At 59.1% G+C, this 17,086-nt stretch carries 19 protein-coding genes; 13 read left to right on the forward strand and 6 right to left on the reverse strand.

The window, feature by feature from the left end; translation table 11 throughout:
- Positions 1–179 precede the first annotated feature (179 nt).
- The 10 genes from JN12_RS16810 to JN12_RS16850 all read left to right on the forward strand — a co-directional run bounded on the left by JN12_RS16810 (position 180) and on the right by JN12_RS16850 (position 5,691).
- The gene (locus tag JN12_RS16810; protein ID WP_145024876.1) at positions 180–626 is read left to right on the forward strand and encodes a hypothetical protein; all 447 of its coding nucleotides are present in this window, start codon (positions 180–182) and stop codon (positions 624–626) included.
- Positions 613–786 (forward strand): hypothetical protein, encoded by a 174-nt coding sequence (locus JN12_RS20560; RefSeq protein WP_170242006.1) that lies wholly within the window; start codon positions 613–615, stop codon positions 784–786. The genes JN12_RS16810 and JN12_RS20560 overlap by 14 nt, the downstream gene beginning before the upstream one ends.
- Positions 787–1,054: 268 nt before the next feature.
- Complete coding sequence (rpsF, locus tag JN12_RS16815) at positions 1,055–1,432, forward strand: 30S ribosomal protein S6 (RefSeq protein ID WP_145024878.1); 378 nt, start codon at positions 1,055–1,057, stop codon at positions 1,430–1,432.
- A 15-nt stretch (positions 1,433–1,447) separates the two neighbouring features.
- Positions 1,448–1,753, forward strand: a complete 306-nt coding sequence (rpsR, locus tag JN12_RS16820; protein WP_145024880.1) for a 30S ribosomal protein S18 — start codon at positions 1,448–1,450, stop codon at positions 1,751–1,753.
- A gap of 15 nt (positions 1,754–1,768) precedes the next feature.
- On the forward strand, positions 1,769–2,713 hold the full coding sequence (locus tag JN12_RS16825; protein WP_170242008.1) for a YybS family protein: 945 nt from the start codon (positions 1,769–1,771) through the stop codon (positions 2,711–2,713).
- Between the two features lie 19 nt (positions 2,714–2,732).
- Positions 2,733–3,176 (forward strand): 50S ribosomal protein L9, encoded by a 444-nt coding sequence (gene rplI, locus JN12_RS16830; RefSeq protein WP_145024884.1) that lies wholly within the window; start codon positions 2,733–2,735, stop codon positions 3,174–3,176.
- Positions 3,177–3,293: 117 nt separating this feature from the next.
- On the forward strand, positions 3,294–3,674 hold the full coding sequence (hisI, locus tag JN12_RS16835) for a phosphoribosyl-AMP cyclohydrolase (RefSeq protein WP_145024887.1): 381 nt from the start codon (positions 3,294–3,296) through the stop codon (positions 3,672–3,674).
- 59 nt (positions 3,675–3,733) lie between these two features.
- A complete protein-coding gene (gene hisG, locus JN12_RS16840) occupies positions 3,734–4,609 on the forward strand; it encodes an ATP phosphoribosyltransferase (RefSeq protein ID WP_145024889.1) in 876 nt (291 codons plus the stop codon).
- Between the two features lie 120 nt (positions 4,610–4,729).
- Positions 4,730–5,221, forward strand: a complete 492-nt coding sequence (locus tag JN12_RS16845) for a hypothetical protein (RefSeq protein WP_145024891.1) — start codon at positions 4,730–4,732, stop codon at positions 5,219–5,221.
- A 95-nt stretch (positions 5,222–5,316) separates the two neighbouring features.
- The gene (locus JN12_RS16850) at positions 5,317–5,691 is read left to right on the forward strand and encodes a hypothetical protein (RefSeq protein ID WP_145024893.1); all 375 of its coding nucleotides are present in this window, start codon (positions 5,317–5,319) and stop codon (positions 5,689–5,691) included.
- Positions 5,692–5,796: 105 nt separating this feature from the next.
- On the opposite strand, the gene JN12_RS16855 is transcribed toward JN12_RS16850, so the two are convergent.
- The 5 genes from JN12_RS16855 to JN12_RS16875 all read right to left on the reverse strand — a co-directional run bounded on the left by JN12_RS16855 (position 5,797) and on the right by JN12_RS16875 (position 12,585).
- Positions 5,797–6,048: a hypothetical protein gene (locus tag JN12_RS16855; protein WP_145024895.1), complete on the reverse strand. Its 252-nt coding sequence runs from the start codon at positions 6,046–6,048 to the stop codon at positions 5,797–5,799.
- A gap of 205 nt (positions 6,049–6,253) precedes the next feature.
- Positions 6,254–7,444 carry a sensor histidine kinase gene (locus tag JN12_RS16860; protein ID WP_145024897.1) on the reverse strand — a complete coding sequence of 397 codons (1,191 nt, stop codon included), beginning with the start codon at positions 7,442–7,444 and terminating at the stop codon, positions 6,254–6,256.
- An 87-nt stretch (positions 7,445–7,531) separates the two neighbouring features.
- The gene (locus tag JN12_RS16865) at positions 7,532–8,116 is read right to left on the reverse strand and encodes a chemotaxis protein CheB (protein ID WP_145024899.1); all 585 of its coding nucleotides are present in this window, start codon (positions 8,114–8,116) and stop codon (positions 7,532–7,534) included.
- Positions 8,103–8,936, reverse strand: a complete 834-nt coding sequence (locus JN12_RS16870) for a CheR family methyltransferase (RefSeq protein WP_145024901.1) — start codon at positions 8,934–8,936, stop codon at positions 8,103–8,105. The genes JN12_RS16865 and JN12_RS16870 overlap by 14 nt, the downstream gene beginning before the upstream one ends.
- A 7-nt stretch (positions 8,937–8,943) precedes the next feature.
- On the reverse strand, positions 8,944–12,585 hold the full coding sequence (locus tag JN12_RS16875; protein WP_145024903.1) for a response regulator: 3,642 nt from the start codon (positions 12,583–12,585) through the stop codon (positions 8,944–8,946).
- A gap of 433 nt (positions 12,586–13,018) precedes the next feature.
- Here JN12_RS16875 and JN12_RS16880 point away from each other — a divergent pair, with 433 nt between their 5' ends.
- The 3 genes from JN12_RS16880 to JN12_RS16890 all read left to right on the forward strand — a co-directional run bounded on the left by JN12_RS16880 (position 13,019) and on the right by JN12_RS16890 (position 16,658).
- Positions 13,019–13,744: a PilZ domain-containing protein gene (locus JN12_RS16880; protein ID WP_145024905.1), complete on the forward strand. Its 726-nt coding sequence runs from the start codon at positions 13,019–13,021 to the stop codon at positions 13,742–13,744.
- A 179-nt stretch (positions 13,745–13,923) separates the two neighbouring features.
- Positions 13,924–14,304, forward strand: a complete 381-nt coding sequence (locus JN12_RS16885; RefSeq protein WP_145024907.1) for a peptide chain release factor family protein — start codon at positions 13,924–13,926, stop codon at positions 14,302–14,304.
- The gene (locus tag JN12_RS16890; protein WP_145024909.1) at positions 14,301–16,658 is read left to right on the forward strand and encodes an endonuclease MutS2; all 2,358 of its coding nucleotides are present in this window, start codon (positions 14,301–14,303) and stop codon (positions 16,656–16,658) included. Before JN12_RS16885 ends, JN12_RS16890 begins: the two co-directional genes overlap by 4 nt.
- A gap of 4 nt (positions 16,659–16,662) precedes the next feature.
- On the opposite strand, the gene JN12_RS16895 is transcribed toward JN12_RS16890, so the two are convergent.
- A complete protein-coding gene (locus JN12_RS16895) occupies positions 16,663–16,908 on the reverse strand; it encodes a hypothetical protein (RefSeq protein ID WP_145024911.1) in 246 nt (81 codons plus the stop codon).
- Positions 16,909–17,086: the final 178 nt, after the last annotated feature.

Below are 17,086 nucleotides of genomic sequence, written 5' to 3' on the forward strand. Positions count from 1 at the left end.
TGGTGAGTGCGCCCATGAATAATACCTCCTGTATTTAACTATAGCGTTATGGTGTTGTAACGTCAAAACGTTTGTTTTGAGGAGGGATCGGATTGCACGGGAAGAGGTAGTGGAGGTAAGACTTTCTGACTTCCTGGGACGGAGCGCAAATGGGGTCTCACCTTGAAATGGGAGCAAACATGAAAAAAGTTGTCTTCCTTTGTTTCGCAATGTTCCTGGCAGCAGGACAGCTTCATGCCGCCGACCAGAAGGTAATGGGCGAGTCGCCTTCTGCCGAGGCCCCGGTGCTGACCCTTGGTGATACCTGGACCATTGACGGCTGGCAGTTCGAATCACCCTTTACTTCAACGTTCATTGGTGAAGAGAGCGGACTGTTGGTATTCGACATCGGCAAGGGCGGAAAGCGCTACAAGTCAAAAGATCACAACTCGGTCAAGGATATCAAGAACGGAGAAGTCAAAAACACCCGGATACCCGACATGGGGTTTCTCCGCTCTCCCTTATCCATTGGTAAAAATTGGACACATCCTTATCAGAACGACGGCATCCCCAGAACTGCCAACTATCGGGTCATTGCATATGAAAAAGTCACTGTCCGGGCGGGGACCTTCGATGCCCCGTGTTGAAGGATTGGATAAGCGGGATGACAAAAACTACGGCATAGACGTGACCATCTGGTACGCCCCTTCGGTCAAAACGATTGTGAAGCTGAAGGGTGAGGATCAGTACAGCCACAATACTGTGAAGGGATGGAAATGGGAATTGGTGTCGTTTGAATTGAAGTAGACCTGAAGGCAGAAGAGTGCTGTCACTTCCCCCCTCCAGCCTCTCGACCCGTTCGAGGGGCTCCATCACCAGGGCCACGGCATCGAAGTTGAGATGCAGGTCGCGCCTGCGCCACAATGCCTGTAGAAAACCAGAAACAACAGCCGAATAAATCTTGTTTTTCACAGTGGGTTGTGCTAAAAATTCCAATTTCCACGAAGCCGCAGCGATGCGGCATCTCCTTGCTCCGGGCCGGACCCGGGGCTACAAATCCGCGAGGAGGATGTTTATGAGCAGGATGTACGAGACGATTTACATCGTCAAGCCGGAACTGGTCGATGAGGAGAGCAAGGCCCTCAGCACCAAGGTTCAGGAGATTATCACCAGCCTGAAGGGCGACATCAAGCGCCTTGAGGACTGGGGTGTGCGCAAGCTGGCCTACCCGATCCAGAAGCTTGCCCGCGGTCGCTACATGTATCTCCGCTTTGACGGCGAAGCAACCATGGTTGCCGAACTGGAGCGGCGTCTGAGGATTGACGACCGGGTCATTCGCTACCAGACCGTCAAACTGGAGAAGGATGTGACCCCGGCTGCCCCGGCAGTTCAGGCCCCTGCGCCTGCCGAGCCGGCTGCCGAAGCCGTAGCTGCCCCGGCAGAGAACGAATAAGGGAGGTGACCAGTCATGAGTGAAGAGAGAACCGAAAGACCCGAAAGACCGGAAAGACCGGCTGGCCAGCGCCCGTCGGGCCCCCGGAAGAAGAGACCGTTCCAGCGGCGGAAGGTATGCCGTTTCTGCGCCGATAAGCAGGCAACCATCGATTACAAGGATCCCCGGACCCTCCGCTATTTCATCACCGAGCGGGGCAAGATCGTGCCGCGCCGTATCTCCGGTAACTGCTCCGCCCACCAGCGGGAGATCACCGAGGCGATCAAGCGGGCTCGCAATATCGCGCTGCTGCCGATTGCCAGCGCCCACGTCATGCCCTAACCACAAATGGGTCTGATGAAGCATCCCGGTGCTGGGATATGGCTTGATCTGGGCAAGGGGAGCTGCGGCACCCTTGCCCTGTTTCTCGTCTATCTCTCGGTGCCGGTGGCCGGCTTGCTGCCCGGAATATTTGTCCCCTTACCGGCGATGTTCTATGCAGTGAAGCACGGCTCGAAGCTCGGGGCAGGCATCGTCCTTATCAGCGCGGCGGCCCTGGCCGTCGTTGTTGACCCTGGCTCCAGTCTCATCTACCTGTTCCAGGACGGTCTGCTTTCCCTGCTCCTGCCGCCATTGCTCGGGTCGGGAAAAGGGGTGAGTCGGGCACTGATGCTTGCGGTGACTGCCACTTTCGTTGCCATACTGCTGGCTGCCATCGTCTACGGCGTGACAACCGGCATCGATCTCCAGACCCAACTGGTGAAGGGGATCGAAAAGAGCGTCAGCCAGACCATCGCTCTCTATCAGCAGAGCGGGGTTACGGGAGATGACCTGGCAACGCTGCGTCAGGCGATGCAGCAGGGGGGGGCGCTGATCGCCCGGATCTTTCCTGCCATGGCCCTGGTGAGCCTGGCCGGCATCGCCGGGCTCAATGTGTTTGCTGTGAACCGGCTCCGGACGCGTCTGCCGAACCTGCCGGAGTTTGGCGACTTCCGTCAGTTCAAGAATCCGGACCTGCTGGTCTGGATACTGATTGCAGCCGGTTTTGCCCTCCTGGTACCGAGTGAGGCGGTTCACCGGGTGGCCCTCAATATCCTGGTTGTCACCCTGTTCGCCTATCTCCTCCAGGGGATGGCGATCGTGCAGTACCTGCTGGGACGCTTCGTTGTCCCGGCTGCCATGCGGTTTTTACTCTATTTTTTCCTGGTGCTGCAACCCTACCTGCTGATCGGGGTTGCCGTGCTGGGAGTATTCGACCTGTGGGGAAATTTTCGTACCCCGCGGCGTCCAGAAAACCTGTAAACAGGCTAGGAGGAATGACATGAAGGTAATTCTCAAGGAAAATCTGGAAAATCTCGGCCACATCGGCGAAGTCGTCAAGGTGGCCCCCGGTTACGCCCGCAACTTCCTGATTCCCAAGGGGCTGGCCATCGAGGCGAACGAGCGGAACACCAAGGCCATGGAACATGCCCGCCGTCACCTGGAGTACAAGCGGAGCAAGACCCTGGAACTGGCCAAGCAGCTGGCTGCCAGGATCGAGGCACTGGCCCTCAGCGTCGCCCACCAGGCCGGCGAGGAAGGGAAGCTGTTCGGCGCCGTCACCAATATGGAGCTGGCCGAACTGCTCAAGGCCAAAGGGTTCGATATCGATCGGAAGAAGATCGTGCTGGCCGAGCCGATCAAGCATGTGGGCGAGTTCACCGCCATTGTGAAGATCCAGTCCGATGTGAGCGCCACCCTGAAGGTGACGGTCACCGCCGCCTAAGCTGGACGGCACGAAGGACAAGCCGGCGTGGAGAGCATCCGCGCCGGCTTTTTTGTACGCAAATGCCTGTGGAAGCCGCTTGGATAAGCGGCGGCTCCCCTTACAGAGGACACGAACATGATCAACATAGATTTCACCAAGATGAACGGCCTGATTCCTGCCGTGATCCAGGATCACGCGACCGGCGACGTGCTGATGGTCGCATTCATGGACGAGAAGACCCTCAACCTGACCCTGGAGAGCGGCAAGACCTGGTTCTTCAGCCGGAGCCGGAACAAGTACTGGATGAAAGGTGAGGAGTCGGGCAACACCCAGGAGGTCGTGGAGGTCTACACCGACTGCGACGCCGACTCGGTGGTCATCCGGGTGAAGCAGAACGGCCCGGCTGCCTGCCATACCGGCAACCGGAGCTGCTTTTACGTCAAGTGGGAGAACGGCCAGTGGGTCGAGCATTCAAACCCATTGTTCGATCCGGACAAGGTCTACAAAAAGTCGTAAAAACCATCCCTACATGCAACGCGCAGGTTGGGAACACATTTCATTGATACGAGGTTCGCATGAGTAATCTACTCAAGTTCGGCATCCCCAAGGGGAGCCTGGAAGAGGCTACAGTAGACCTGTTCAAGCAGGCCGGCTGGCAGGTGGGGATTTCGTCCCGCAGCTACTTTCCCACCGTGGACGATGACGAGATGAACTGCAAGCTGATCCGGCCCCAGGAGATGGGCAAGTACGTTGAGCGCGGCACCATTGATGTGGGGATCGCCGGTCGTGACTGGATACGCGAGAATGACTCGGACGTGGTAGAGGTCTGCGAGATGGTCTACTCCAAGGTCTCCCGCCGCCCGGTCCGCTGGGTCCTGGTCGTGGCCCGGGATTCCAAGGTGCAGAAGCCCGAGGATCTACACGGCGCCACCATCTCCACGGAACTGGTCGGCTTCACCAAGCGTTACTTTGCCGATCGTAACATCCCGGTGACCGTGGAGTTTTCCTGGGGAGCAACCGAGGCCAAGGTGGTCGACGGGCTGTGCGACGCTATTGTCGAGGTGACCGAGACCGGCTCCACTATCCGGGCCAACAACCTGCGGATCGTCTGTGACCTGATGACTTCGGTGCCGGTGATGGTGGCCAACAAGGCTTCCTGGGAAGATCCCTGGAAGCGGGCCAAGATCCGACAGATCGCTACCCTGCTTCAGTCGGCCCTGGCGGCCGAGGGGATGGTGGGGCTCAAGATGAACGCACCCGGCGACAAGGCGGAGGCGATCACCAGGGTGCTGCCGAGTCAGAAAGCGCCTACGGTTGCCCACCTGTACAACTCCGACTGGGTCTCCATTGAGAGTATCCTGCCGGAGAAGGAAGTCCGCCGCATCGTCCCGGAACTGCTCAAGCTCGGCGCCGAGGGGATCGTGGAGTACCCGCTGAGCAAGATCATCTGAGTCAATAGTATCATGTAGCAATTAAACCAGCCGCCCGGGCAAGCATTACGCTGACCGGGCGGCTGGTTTCGTTCATGGCATTTTCGGTGTTCAGGGGTAGAATGAAGCAAGGAGGTGAGGATGATGTCACTCGTGTTGAGAATTGTTGTCTTGGTCATGCTGACCGCGCTGATGGCGGCCCCGACCGTTCATGCCGCCGATGCGGATCCGGTAGCCGCCATGCCGTACCGGTATGCCGATTTCGATTTCAAGTATGCCTGGAGGACAGTGCAGGTTGATCGTGGGCTGGCTGTTGACGGGGTGTTGAAGAACGTCCGTTATGCCAGCGTGGATGACGTGGTACTGACCGTTTCGTTGCTGAACAGGGAGGGGAAGCGGCTGGCCGATGCGACCACCTTCCCCATTCCGCAGCAGATTAAAATGGATTATTACAGTCCATTTGACCTGGTGTTGAAAAACGTTGTCCTGTCATCGGGGGATCTGCTCAGGTTTCAGATCCGCTACCGTGTTGATGAAGGGGGTAATAACAGCTTTAACTGGCTGGGCAGCTTCACGGTCGATGCTGCCACGGGGAGGTTGCTGAACGAGAAGGGCAAGATCGACAGATGGTGACAGTCTACCTCTGCCGAATGCGGTGTTGAACGAGCCGGCGCCATGTGCTACTGTCGGTGCGCTGACCAAGTGATTTTCAGGACCGGGAGGTTTTCGTGGCATTCAGCAAGACAAAGATGTTGGGTGGTGTTGTCGGCATCGTCTTGGCGGCGGTCGTTCTCTTTGCCGGCTATACTTGGTTTGCCCTTACCTGGAGCTATTCTACCGGTGATCGAGCCGGCTACGTCCAGAAATTCTCCAAGAAAGGGTGGCTGTGCAAGACCTGGGAAGGGGAGCTGCAGATGATCCCGGTTCCCGGCTCGACACCGGAAAAGTTCCTGTTCAGCGTCCGGGACGAGGCCGTTGCCCGGACGCTGAACGTTGCGGTTGGCAGAAAGGTCACCCTCCATTACGAGCAGCACAAGGGGGTGCCGACCAACTGTTTTGGCGAGACGGAGTATTTCGTTACCGGGATCAGGGGCGTCGAATAGCCTTTGAACGGGCGTCTGTTACCGGTCTATATTTAAACAACAAAACCCGCTTTAATGCGGGTTTTGTTGTTTCTGGGGCGTAGCGTCAGGATGACTTGAGGGTAATCAAGGCGGATTGCTCGATGTGACAGTGGCAGGCTCCGGCTTGCGCGTCCTGAACAGCGATGGGTGAAATTCCCTGGTCCTGGGGACGAGTTCCTTTAGCAGTTCCCTGGCCCGAAATTCAAGGTAGCAGCCCACGATAACGCCACCTACCGAAACGGTCAGAAAGACGAGCAGACCTGCCAGGTACTGGGAACGGGCAAAGAAAAATGCGCCCAGGCAGAATGCATATATCATGGCAGCTATCGGTAACATCTCGGCCCCCGGGGAGCGGTTACGGGATCGGGTTTATAATGAGCATATGACGTGCCAACGTCGTAACATTCCGTTTCGGTTGGTGATTGCCCTTTGTGATGATGTCGACGTAAGCGCTTCTGTAAAAAAACCTGACAGATCCAGTTCGCTTTGGGCATGCCGAGAGACCAGCCATGTCAAAATTCCCGACAGCCAGGGGGGGCGATCATAGCGTGAAGAAAAAGGTAGCCCCCTTGTCGACTTCTGCCTCGGCCCATATCTTTCCGCCATGGCGCTGGACGATATTCTGGGTGATTGCCAGGCCGACACCGGTACCTTCGAACTCTTTGAGGCTATGCAGCCGCTGGAAGACGCCGAAAAGTTTATCGGCATATTTCATGTCGAACCCAATGCCGTTATCCCTCACAAAGTAGACCGTCGTGCCGTCCTGGAGGCGTGAGCCCACCTCGATCCTGGGTGCCTCCTGCCTTCTGCTGTATTTGACCGCGTTGCCGATGAGGTTTGCCAGTGCCTGGCGAAGGAGAATCGGGTCGGCAAGGCAGGGCGGCATGGGGGTTGTGACAAAGTCGATGTTTTGCCCCTCCTCGGGGGGCACCACCTCGCCATAGGCTTCCCGGGCAAGCCCTTCCAGATTCACGGTTATTTTGTTGAGCGGTTGCCGGGCCGTTCGTGACAGGGACAGGATAGAATCGATCAGCTGTTCCATATGTCCGCACCCGGCAACAATCCTCTGCAGCACCTCCCGTGCTTCTTCGTCGAGTCTGTCCGCATAGTCGCTCATGAGGATCTGGCTGAATGCGTCGATATGCCGTAGCGGTGCCCGCAGGTCGTGGGAGACGGAGTAGGCAAAGCTCTCCAGTTGAAGGTTCACCTGTTGCAGTTCTACGGTCCGCTCGATGACCCTCTGTTCCAGTTCCTGCGCCGCTCGCACCAGTTGGGACGTCCTTTGATCCACAAGGGTCTGCAGGTGCTGGCGATGGGCCTCCAGCTCCCTGCGTTGCAGGTAGAGGTCCCGGAATACCGTTACCTTGCTCCGGAGGATGACCGGTTCAATCGGCTTGGTCATATAATCGACCGCGCCGGCGTCATACCCTTTGAACTGGTACTGGAGCTCCTTCATCCCTGCGGTAACGAAGATTATCGGGAGATGCCTGGTCTTCGGGTTAGAACGCATCAGCTCGGCGGTCTCGAAGCCGTCCATGCCGGGCATCTGGACATCCAACAGGACGAGTGCAAAATCGTGCTTCAGCGAAAGGCGAAGTGCCTCGTTCCCGGATAGCGCCCGGACCATCTCCAGATCGAGTTCATCAAGTATCCCTTCCAATGACGCAAGGTTTTCGGGCTTGTCATCTACCAGAAGGATCAACGGTTTTGTAGGGGAGAGCAGTTCGTCCATCTTTTCTCCTTAATCCACGTTGCACTCAACATGACACCAACGTAGGGGCAGACCCATGAAAACCAGGGCGCACACACGGGTGCGCCCCTACAAACATGCCAGCCTGACCAGTAAGGGTGCAATTTCCGCGAGTTGCACGATGTAGTCCGGAGAGACTGTTTCGATGGCACTCTTTGGCATTGGGTCGGCCTCGGCTGTTGCCGGGTCCTGCACCACCGTGACCCCTCCGGCCTCCTTTATTCGTTTCAGTCCATTGCTCCCGTCCGAGCCGGCACCTGTCATCACGACTCCGATCAGGGCCGAGCCGAAGGCGTCGGCAGCGGACTCGAACAGCACGTCCACCGACGGTCGGGCAAACCGTACCGGAGGGTCCACCGATAGTGACAGGGTTGCATCCCTCTCCACCTGAAGATGATAGTTGGGAGGGGCAAGGTAAACGGTCCCGGCTGCAGCCTCCTCCAGTTCATCCGCTTCCTTGACCCTGATCCCGCACAGGTCGTCCAGAAGCAGCGCCAGCCCGTTATCCGCCTCCTGCGAGATATGTGCTACAACCATGACCGGCAGGGGGAAATCCTTGGGGAGGCCGCCCAGCATCAGCTTCAGCGCCTCTACCCCGCCGGTCGACACGCCGGCGACGACCGCCCTGAATCTTCCCGGTCTATTCCTGGCCATAGCGTTTCCGGTAAATTCTCATCCGTTGCGCAACTTCCCCGTAGTCAGGGGCGATCCGACGCCCGTCCAGGGTCTCCTTCAGTCCGAGGCAGAGAAAGCCGCCGGGAAGCAGGCAGCTGTCGAAGAGCCGAAGCACACGCTCCTTCAGGGTTGGCTTGAAGTAGATGAGCACATTCCGGCAGAGGATCAGGTGCATCTCGCCGAAATCCGCATCCGTTGCCAGATTGTGCGAGGCAAACACAATCTGCTCCCGGAGCGATTGCATCATAATGGCGTGGTCGTAGCGCGCCGAGTAGTAGTCGGAAAACGACCCCCTGCCGCCGGCGGACTGGTAGTTTCTGGTGTAGCGCTGCATCTCCTTGAGCGGATAGATCCCCTCCCTGGCCTTCTGCAGCACCTCGTTGTTGATGTCAGTGGCATACATCCTGACGTGCCCCTTCAACCCCTCCTCCTCAAGGAGTATGGCCAGGGAATATGCCTCTTCCCCGGATGCGCAGCCGGCATGCCAGATCTTGACGAACGGGTAGGTCTTCAGGTGCGGGACCACCTGCTCGCGAATGGCCCGGAAAAATGCAGGGTCCCGGAACATATCCGAGACATTGACCGTGATCCCCCTGAGCAGGGATTCAAATGCCGCCTGGTCGCGCAGTATCACGGACTGGGCGTGGGAAAGGTTCGCGTATTCCGATGACGCGAGCCACTGGGTGATCCTCCGTTTTATCGACGCCTCGGAGTAGTCGGTAAAGTCGTAGCCGTATACCTGGCGGACTCCGTGCAGCAGCAGGCGCATCTCGATATCGAAGAGTTCTTCGTCCGGCATGGTCGCTCTATCCATTGCTGTAGAGCCATACCCTCAGCAGGGAGAACAGCTTCTCCACATCCACCGGCTTGGGAATGTAATCGCTGGCGCCGGCCTTCAGACACTCGTCCCGGTCCCCCTTCATCGCCTTGGCGGTAAGTGCGATAATCGGCAGCCGGGCGAAGCGCGGGTCCTTCCTGATGGCCCGGGTAGCGGCAAAGCCGTCCATCTCCGGCATCATCACATCCATCAGCACCATGTCGATATCCGGGTCCTCATTGAGCCGTTCCAGCGCCTCCTTGCCGTTTTCCGCCTCGATGACAACCATGTTCTTTTCCATCAGCACGCTTGAAAGAGAGAAGATGTTGCGCATGTCGTCATCCACGATCAGCACCTTCTTGCCTTCGAGCATCGCCTCGTTGTCCAGGGCGGCGCGGATCATCCGTTTCTTTTCCGGATCTATCCCGCTTTCCACCAGGTGCAGGAAGAGCGTTACCTCGTTCAGCAGCCTCTCAGGGCTCTTGGCCCCCTTGATGATGATGCTATCGGCATAGTGCCGCAGCCGCATCTCGTCATCGTGCGAAAGGTCCTGGCCGGAATGGATGATGACCGGAATCCGCCGGTTTTCGTCAAGGGACTGAATCTTCTCCAGTACCTCGAAACCGGACATGTCCGATAACCCCAGATCCAGGACGATACAGTCGAACGGTTCGCTGGTAAAGAGCCGCATTGCCTCGCTACCGGACGCGGCAACCGTGATGGCGACATCACGTTCCCCCAGCAGGGCCTCCATACTCTTGGCTTCGTCCCGGTTGTCCTCAACGATCAGGAGCTTTTTGACCCTCTTGGCGATGGCGTTTTCGATATTGCCGAAGACTTCGTCGAGCTGCGCGCTGTTCACCGGCTTGGTGACAAAGCCTATGGCCCCCATGTTCATCGCCTTCTGGCGGTCCTCCAGGCAGGTGAGGAAGTGTACCGGGATATGCCTGGTCCTGAGGCTGTCCTTGAGGCTCCTCATCACCCCCCAGCCGTCGATATGCGGCAGCATTACATCCAGGATGATGGCGCTCGGCAGGTAGTGATCGGCAAGCGTTATGCCGCTTTCTCCGTCTCCGGCCACGATTGCCGAGAACCCTCGGCTGCGTACCATCTCCATCAGTATCCCGGCAAAGGAGAGGTCGTCTTCTATTATCAGGATGCACCCGCCACCTGCCTGAAGCTGTTCACGGTCGTCCGGCAGGACCGCCGGCGGGAGCGACGCATCGGGTTCGCCCTGCTGCGGCTCCTTTCTTGCCGGCACTGCCGGGGGGACGAGTGGCGTGGCCGGCCTCTGCTCCGCTTTGTGGGCAGAGGCATCAAGCGGGAGGTACAGGGTAAAGGTACTCCCTTTGCCCTCACTGCTTGCCAGACGAATATCGCCATGAAGCCCGCGGGCCAGCTGCCGCGAGATGGAAAGCCCCAGTCCGGTCCCCCCGAACTTGCGGCTGGTGGTGCCGTCGGCCTGCTGGAACGCCTGGAAGACGAGCTCGTGCTTGTCCGCCGGGATGCCGATCCCGGTGTCGGCTACGTCAAAGGCAATGGCAGGCGTTGAGAGGGGGCTTGTTGCTCGGTCGGGGAGGTATCCCCTGACCGTCACGCTCCCCTGCTGCGTGAACTTGCAGGCGTTGGAGATGAGGTTCTTGAGTATCTGCTGTGTCCGCTGGCCGTCAGTGGTTATCTCTTCAGGCACTCCGTCCTCGACGGTGACTGCAAACGACAGCCCGCGCTGCTCGGCCATCGGCCCGAACATCGTCCGGAGCTGTTCGCAGAGATCTCGAAGCGGAAACGATTCGTAATGGAACTCCAGCCGTCCCGACTCTATCTTCGAGAGATCGAGGATGTCGTTAATCAGGGTCAGCAGGTCATTACCCGAGCTGTTTATGGTCGCCGCATACTCCACCTGCTTGTCGGTAAGATTTCCGTCCCGGTTCTCTTTCAGGAGAGACGACAGGATCATCAGGCTGTTGAGCGGGGTTCTGAGTTCATGGGACATGTTGGCCAGGAATTCGGACTTGTAGGTACTGATCCGCTCGAGTTCGTCCGCCTTCAGCTTCAGCGCTCGGCTCGCCTCTTCCACCTCCCTGTTCTTGTTGCGGATCTGCTCCCGCTGCTGCTCCAGCATCTGTGCCCGCTCCTCAAGCTCTTCGTTTGTCTGCTGCAACTGCTCCTGCTGGACCCGCAGCTCTTCGGTCTGGGCCTGGGTCTGTTCGAGAAGGTCATCCACCAGTTTGCGTGAGAGGTTGACGCTGATGCCGACGGCAAGCCCTTCCCGTGCCTGCTGCAGGAATTCGAGTTCCCTGTCCGAGAACTCCTTGAAGGAGCCTATTTCCAGCACCCCGACGAGACGGTGGTCGTGCAGCAGGGGTACAGCTGCGATGTTGAGCGGTTTTGCCTCCCCGATAGCGGAACTGATCGGCAGATAGTCGGGCGGGACATTGGTCAGGCAGATGATCTTTTGTTCCTTGGCGGCCTCGCCTGCCAGCCCTTCGCCCAGGGCAATCCGCTCGTTCAGGTTCTTGCGCCGCGTCATTGCATAGGTGGCGCTGACGGAAAGCTCGTTCGACCTGTCGTTGTAGGAATAGAAGGCCCCGACACCGGCACCGAGGTATTCGCAGAGAAAGGCGAGGCTCTTTTCGATCATCTCGTCAACCTTGCGGTCGCCCCGCAGGATGGCGTTGAGATCGTTGGTGCCGCTCTTCAGCCAGTCGCGTGCTTTCTCATCTTCCCGGTTGCGGCGCAGCGCCTCGGTCATCCCGGCAAATGCCCTGTCTACAGTTGCCTGGACTTCGCTCATGCCAACCGCGGCTTTGAGCAGCATGCCAGCCTCGTCCCGGGCAACGGCATTAACATCTATGGTCAGCCGTTCCGATATGGTTACCTCCTGGCTCAGGTCCCCGGCGGCAATCGCCCCCGCCAGGCGTGCCTTGTTCTCACTCCCTTCTGCCAGAGAACGGACGGCATCGAGGACCTGGCCAAGCGGAGAAACTACGCTCCTGGTGATGAAAAATGCCATTGCCGCGCCAACGCCGGCCGCCAGCAGAGTGAGTGCGACAAGCCAGTTCCGGAGGTTGTGAAAAAGATTGGCAGCTTCTTCGTTGAGTTGTTTCCCCTCAACCAGATTGAAACGGATCATCTCGGTCAGTGTGTCATTCAGCTTGTAAAAAAGGGACTTCATATCTCTCTCGGCAAAGTCAAATGCCTCCTTGCCCTTACCGGTATCTGACAGCATGAGGATTCGGTTGGTAGCGGCGATGTAATCCGGCCAGGTCTTTTCGAAGCGGTCGAGCAACTCAGTTTCCGTTGGCGTCAGTTTCGTCTTTCGGTATTTTCCCAAGGTATCGGTAATCACTTTTTCATTGGCATGGATCTGTGCGGATATCTCTGCTTTCAACTCCCTGTTGTCGGCCAGGACATGGCGATAGAACCTCCTGTTGTGGAGAATCAGCTGGCTGTATGCCTCGTTCACGTAGACCGAATCGACGAGGGTGGTACTGTAGATTTGTTCGAGCATGTCGTCGATCTCGCCCATCCCTTTGATGCCGGCAAGCCCGACCAGAAAGGAGATGAAAATGACCGAGGCAAAGCCGAGTATCAGTTTATTGCCAATTTTGAGGTTTGCATACGAGCCCATGGGTCTCATTCTCCGTTCTGAAGCTGTTTACGAAATCAAAATAAGTCTATCATAATGTGGGTTGATGATTATTAAATTTGTATAATTATCGGTAGGGAAAAAGTCAACCAAATGGGACAAGCGATCATGGAGGGAGCATGTGTCAGGTGCCGGTGGTGTGGTCCTGCCGTTAGGCGCAACAATAAATTAAGAGCTTGTCCGTAAATAAGCTTTGCGATCCCGCAACCCGTCTTCAGGGCATCTTTGCCCCGGCCTCAGTCACAAAATCCTCGACATGGCCCTGCTATGCCTGCGGTTTTGCTCAATCGGCCAAGTCAAATCTGCCCCAAAGCCGGGCGCGCTCTTCGCGGCAGTTATTTACGGACAAGCTCTAAAGCTGTGCTGTAAGGTGACGATAGATTAGGAAAAGTGTATATATGTGGAGTCCGGTCCGATGAAAGAACTTGGGAACGTCTTTAAAACCGGCACCAACCTTTCGGTGTCCGTCAACAGCCCCTGCGGCTATACGCTGATTGAAGGCGCCGTTGCCGCCAAGTCTGACCGGGGCGAACTGCGCCTCGTCTTTCCCGCGGCTATCAGCCCGAAGATGGACCACATCCCGGTCGGGACGCAGCTCTTCCTGTCAACGGAGATTGACGGCGAGATCTATGCCTACAACGGCATGATCGCGAGCCACAAGGACCGGCCCTTTGTGACGGTCAAGGTGTTCGAGCGTGTGCCAGCCCTTGAGAAGCGCCAACATCGGCGTGTTTCGATCAACCTGCCGATGTACTGCTCGGTTGTGGACGATACCGGCGCCTTTCGGGTCATTCATGACGGCAGGAAGGTGAACGGCAGGCATGTGAATACGGATCTGAGCCTGAGCGCCGGCGGGTTCAAGGTGAAGACACCCTTCCGGATCGAAACGGACACCATGGCGATAGCCGTGTTTTTCTACCCTGACGAGAGCGAACATGTGGTGCCGGTACTTTCTTCATCGGTCTATTCGCATCCCGCGCCGGCGGGTGGCAACTACATCACCGGTTTCCGGTTCTCACTGATCGACGAGCGGGATCGAAAGAAAATCGACCGCCTCGTGACCGACATGATCAGCGAGGGCAACCCTGCGCACCGGGCACGAAAGCTCCCCGCCTGTCTGACCCGCATGCAAAATAACTGAGCACCTCCCGCACCCATCGCAGCAATCCCCCCCCCAACCCCCTCTTATCACTAAGTGGGGGAGCCTGAACCGAATATTAGGCCGCAGTTTTTGTTTCCATCCCGCTCTATCTGTGGTAATCGGTGACCTGAGAGACAGCCGTCAGGCTGCCACTACAATAACCCTGGTGACGGATTGCCATGCCCGATTTTGCCGTGAGTGACGAGAAGAACCGCTGGCTGGCCGCCCGAATGGCCGAACTCGGGGTCAGGGAAGAGGACCTGGAGGAGCAGTTCGTCCGTTCCTCCGGCAAGGGGGGGCAGCACGTGAACAAGAGCTCCACCTGCGTGGTCCTGCGGCATCGGCCAACCGGCCTGGAAGTGAAGTGCATGCGGGAGCGGAGCCAGTCGGTGAACCGGTTCCTGGCCAGGCGGGAGCTCCTGGAAAAGATCGCCGACCAAGCCGGTCTGCCGACGGCGGCCATGGCAGAACGGGAGCGGATCAGGCGCCGGAAGGCGCGCAGGAAACGACGGACGGCCGTCAAGCAGGGCGGCAGTCCGGGGGAGAACGATGCACCATGAGTCTTGAGACATTGAGGATACTGGAGTTCGACCGTATTCTGGCCTGGCTCGCCACCTTTGCCCACTGTCCGGCGACGGTGGCGGCAATCGAGGAGATCAGGCCGTTTGCCGGGCGTTGGGAGATAGAAGAGCGGCTGGGGCTGGTGGAGGAGGTCCGGAGACTTGCCCGTTTCGACACGGGGCTGCCACTGGCCGGCTTCGAGGACGTGGAGCCGGTGCTGGACCTGGCCAGACCGGACGGGGCGGTGTTGAACCCGGTGGATCTGGCAGTGCTGCTGCCGCTCCTGCGGGTCGGCGCAGCCGTGGCGCGGCAGCTGGCCAGCCGGAACGACCTGCCGCTCCTTACTGCACTGGCCGGACAGCTTACCGGCTGTCCGGAGATCCTGGAGGCGCTGGAAAACTCCCTGGACTCGGAGGGGGGGCTGCTGGACAGCGCTTCCCGGGCACTGTTCGACCTGCGGACCCGGAAGCGGCAGCTCACCGCCCGGATACGCAAGCGGCTGGAGGAGATCGTCCGGGAGCGGCAGACCGCCATCTTTCTCCAGGACGACTTCATCACCCAACGGAACGGCCGCTGGGTGATCCCGGTCCGGATGGATTCCAAGGGGATGGTGCCGGGGGTGGTGCACGACGTTTCCAATACCGGCGAAACCGCCTTCATGGAACCGCTGGAGATCATCGGGCTGGCCAACGAGCTGGAGAACCTCGTTGCCGAGGAGAAGGGGGAGATGATCCGCATCCTGCGCCAGCTTACCGGCTGGGTTCGGGAGGAGTCGGAGCGGATCAGCGAGGAGTTCCGGGTCGTGGTCGCCCTGGACCTGCTGGCCAGTCTGGCCCGTGGGGCCGACCTGCTGGGGGCCGAGGCGCCGGAGATCACCGAAGAGCCGAGGCTTATGGTGAGGGACGGCCGCCATCCGCTCCTGGTGCTGCTACAGCGGGAGCGGGGCGGGCAGAACGTGGTCCCCCTCGATCTGACACTCGGTGGCAGCAGCGACGGCGCGCCGGACCGGGTGATGCTGATCACCGGCCCCAATACCGGCGGCAAGACCATTGCCATCAAGACGGTCGGGCTCCTGCTCCTGATGGCCCAGGCCGGCATGCCGGTACCGGCGGCCGCGACCTCGGTCTTTCCGGTGACCAGCGATCTCCTCGCCGATATCGGCGACGAGCAGTCCATCCAGGAGAGCCTTTCCACCTTTTCGGCCCACATCCGGACCATCAGCCGGATACTGGAGCGGGCCGACAACCGTACCGTGGTCCTCCTGGACGAACTGGGGACCGGCACCGATCCGAACCAGGGAGCGGCCATCGCCTGTGCGGTGCTGGAGGAGCTGCACAGGCGGGGGAGTATGGTCCTGGCCACGACCCACCTGATCGACATCGTGGCCCATGTCCAGCGGGTGCCCGGGATGGTCAACGCGGCCATGGAGTTCGATGCCCGGACCTTCACCCCCCTCTACCGCCTGAAGAGCGGGGAACCGGGCCAGTCCCATGCCCTGGCCACGGCCAGGCGCTACGGCCTCCCCGAATCGGTCATCGAGCGGGCCGAAGGGATGGTGGGGAGGCTGGAGGCCGAGTTCCACGACCTGCTGACCGACCTGAAGGGGCAGCGCCAGCGTCACGAAGCGCTCCTGGCCGATCTGGAGCGACGCGAGCGGGAGCTGGTGCAGCAGGAGACGCTCCTTGCCGAGCGCCGGACAGAGGCGGAACGGAGACTCCGGGAGAGCCGGGAAAAGGGGCTGCACGAGGCACGGGAGCTGGTTTCGGCGGCCCGGCGGGAGATCAATGCCATTCTGGAGGAGGCGAGGCGGGAGCGAAGCCGGACATCCAGGGAACGGCTGACTGCCATGGAAGAACAGCTTACCGAGCAGATGCAGGCGCTCCATCCGGAGGAGACCCTGTCCCTTGACCGGGTCAGGGAAGGGGATACGGTCTTTGTCCGGCCGCTCGGCTACGACGTGACCGTATTGAGCGTGGATCGCAAACAGAAGCGGCTGCGGGTCAGGGCCGGTCAGTTGGAGCTGGCCGTGGCTGCCGCCGATATTGCCCCCTCACAGCGGCGCGATGCACCGGCGCGGGAGCGGCGGAGGACGGCAGAGGCTCCGGCCGAACTCCCTTCGGATCTCAATATCATTGGTCAGCGGGTGGATGCTGCCTTGGCCCACGTGGAGAAGTTCCTCGATCAGGCGGCGTTGCAGGGGCGTGGAGAGGTGCGGATCATTCACGGCAAGGGGACCGGTGCCCTGATGCGGGCCGTCCGGGAGATCTTGGAGCGCCATCCTCTGGTGGAGGGAGCGCGGCCGGGGGAAGCGTTCGAGGGGGGGGATGGAGTTACGGTGGTCATCCTGCGGTAGAAAATCAGTGGGCTGCTGCTTTCCCTTTGACGGGCTTGACGGTCAGAAGCTCCTGCTGGACTTCATTTAGCTGGCTGCGATACTCGTTACCGAGCCGGCGCCGGTACCGCTCCGTGTTATGCACGATCCCCAGGTAACTGGTTACCAGGTAGCCACAGAAGAAGGTGAGCCAGAGCAGGGCGGACTCCACCACGCTGAGGTCGATGAAGGTGTTGATCATGATGGCGGTGCAAAGGAAAAGATAGAACATGGCGCGCTCTTCTGTTCTGGTGAAAAGGGTATGCATTTACTTCGGCAGATCCGGGAAAAACTGTAGAGCTTCCGGGCTGACGTGCGTTCCGGCAGATCGCCGGCCTGGCCGGGAAAACGGCTGTTTTTGACCTTGGTCATCTGTTTGTCCGTAGCAAGAGTGTAGCGTATCCCTAACA

Source organism: Geobacter argillaceus, assembly GCF_007830735.1.
Classification (GTDB): Bacteria; Desulfobacterota; Desulfuromonadia; order Geobacterales; family DSM-12255; genus Geomobilibacter; species Geomobilibacter argillaceus.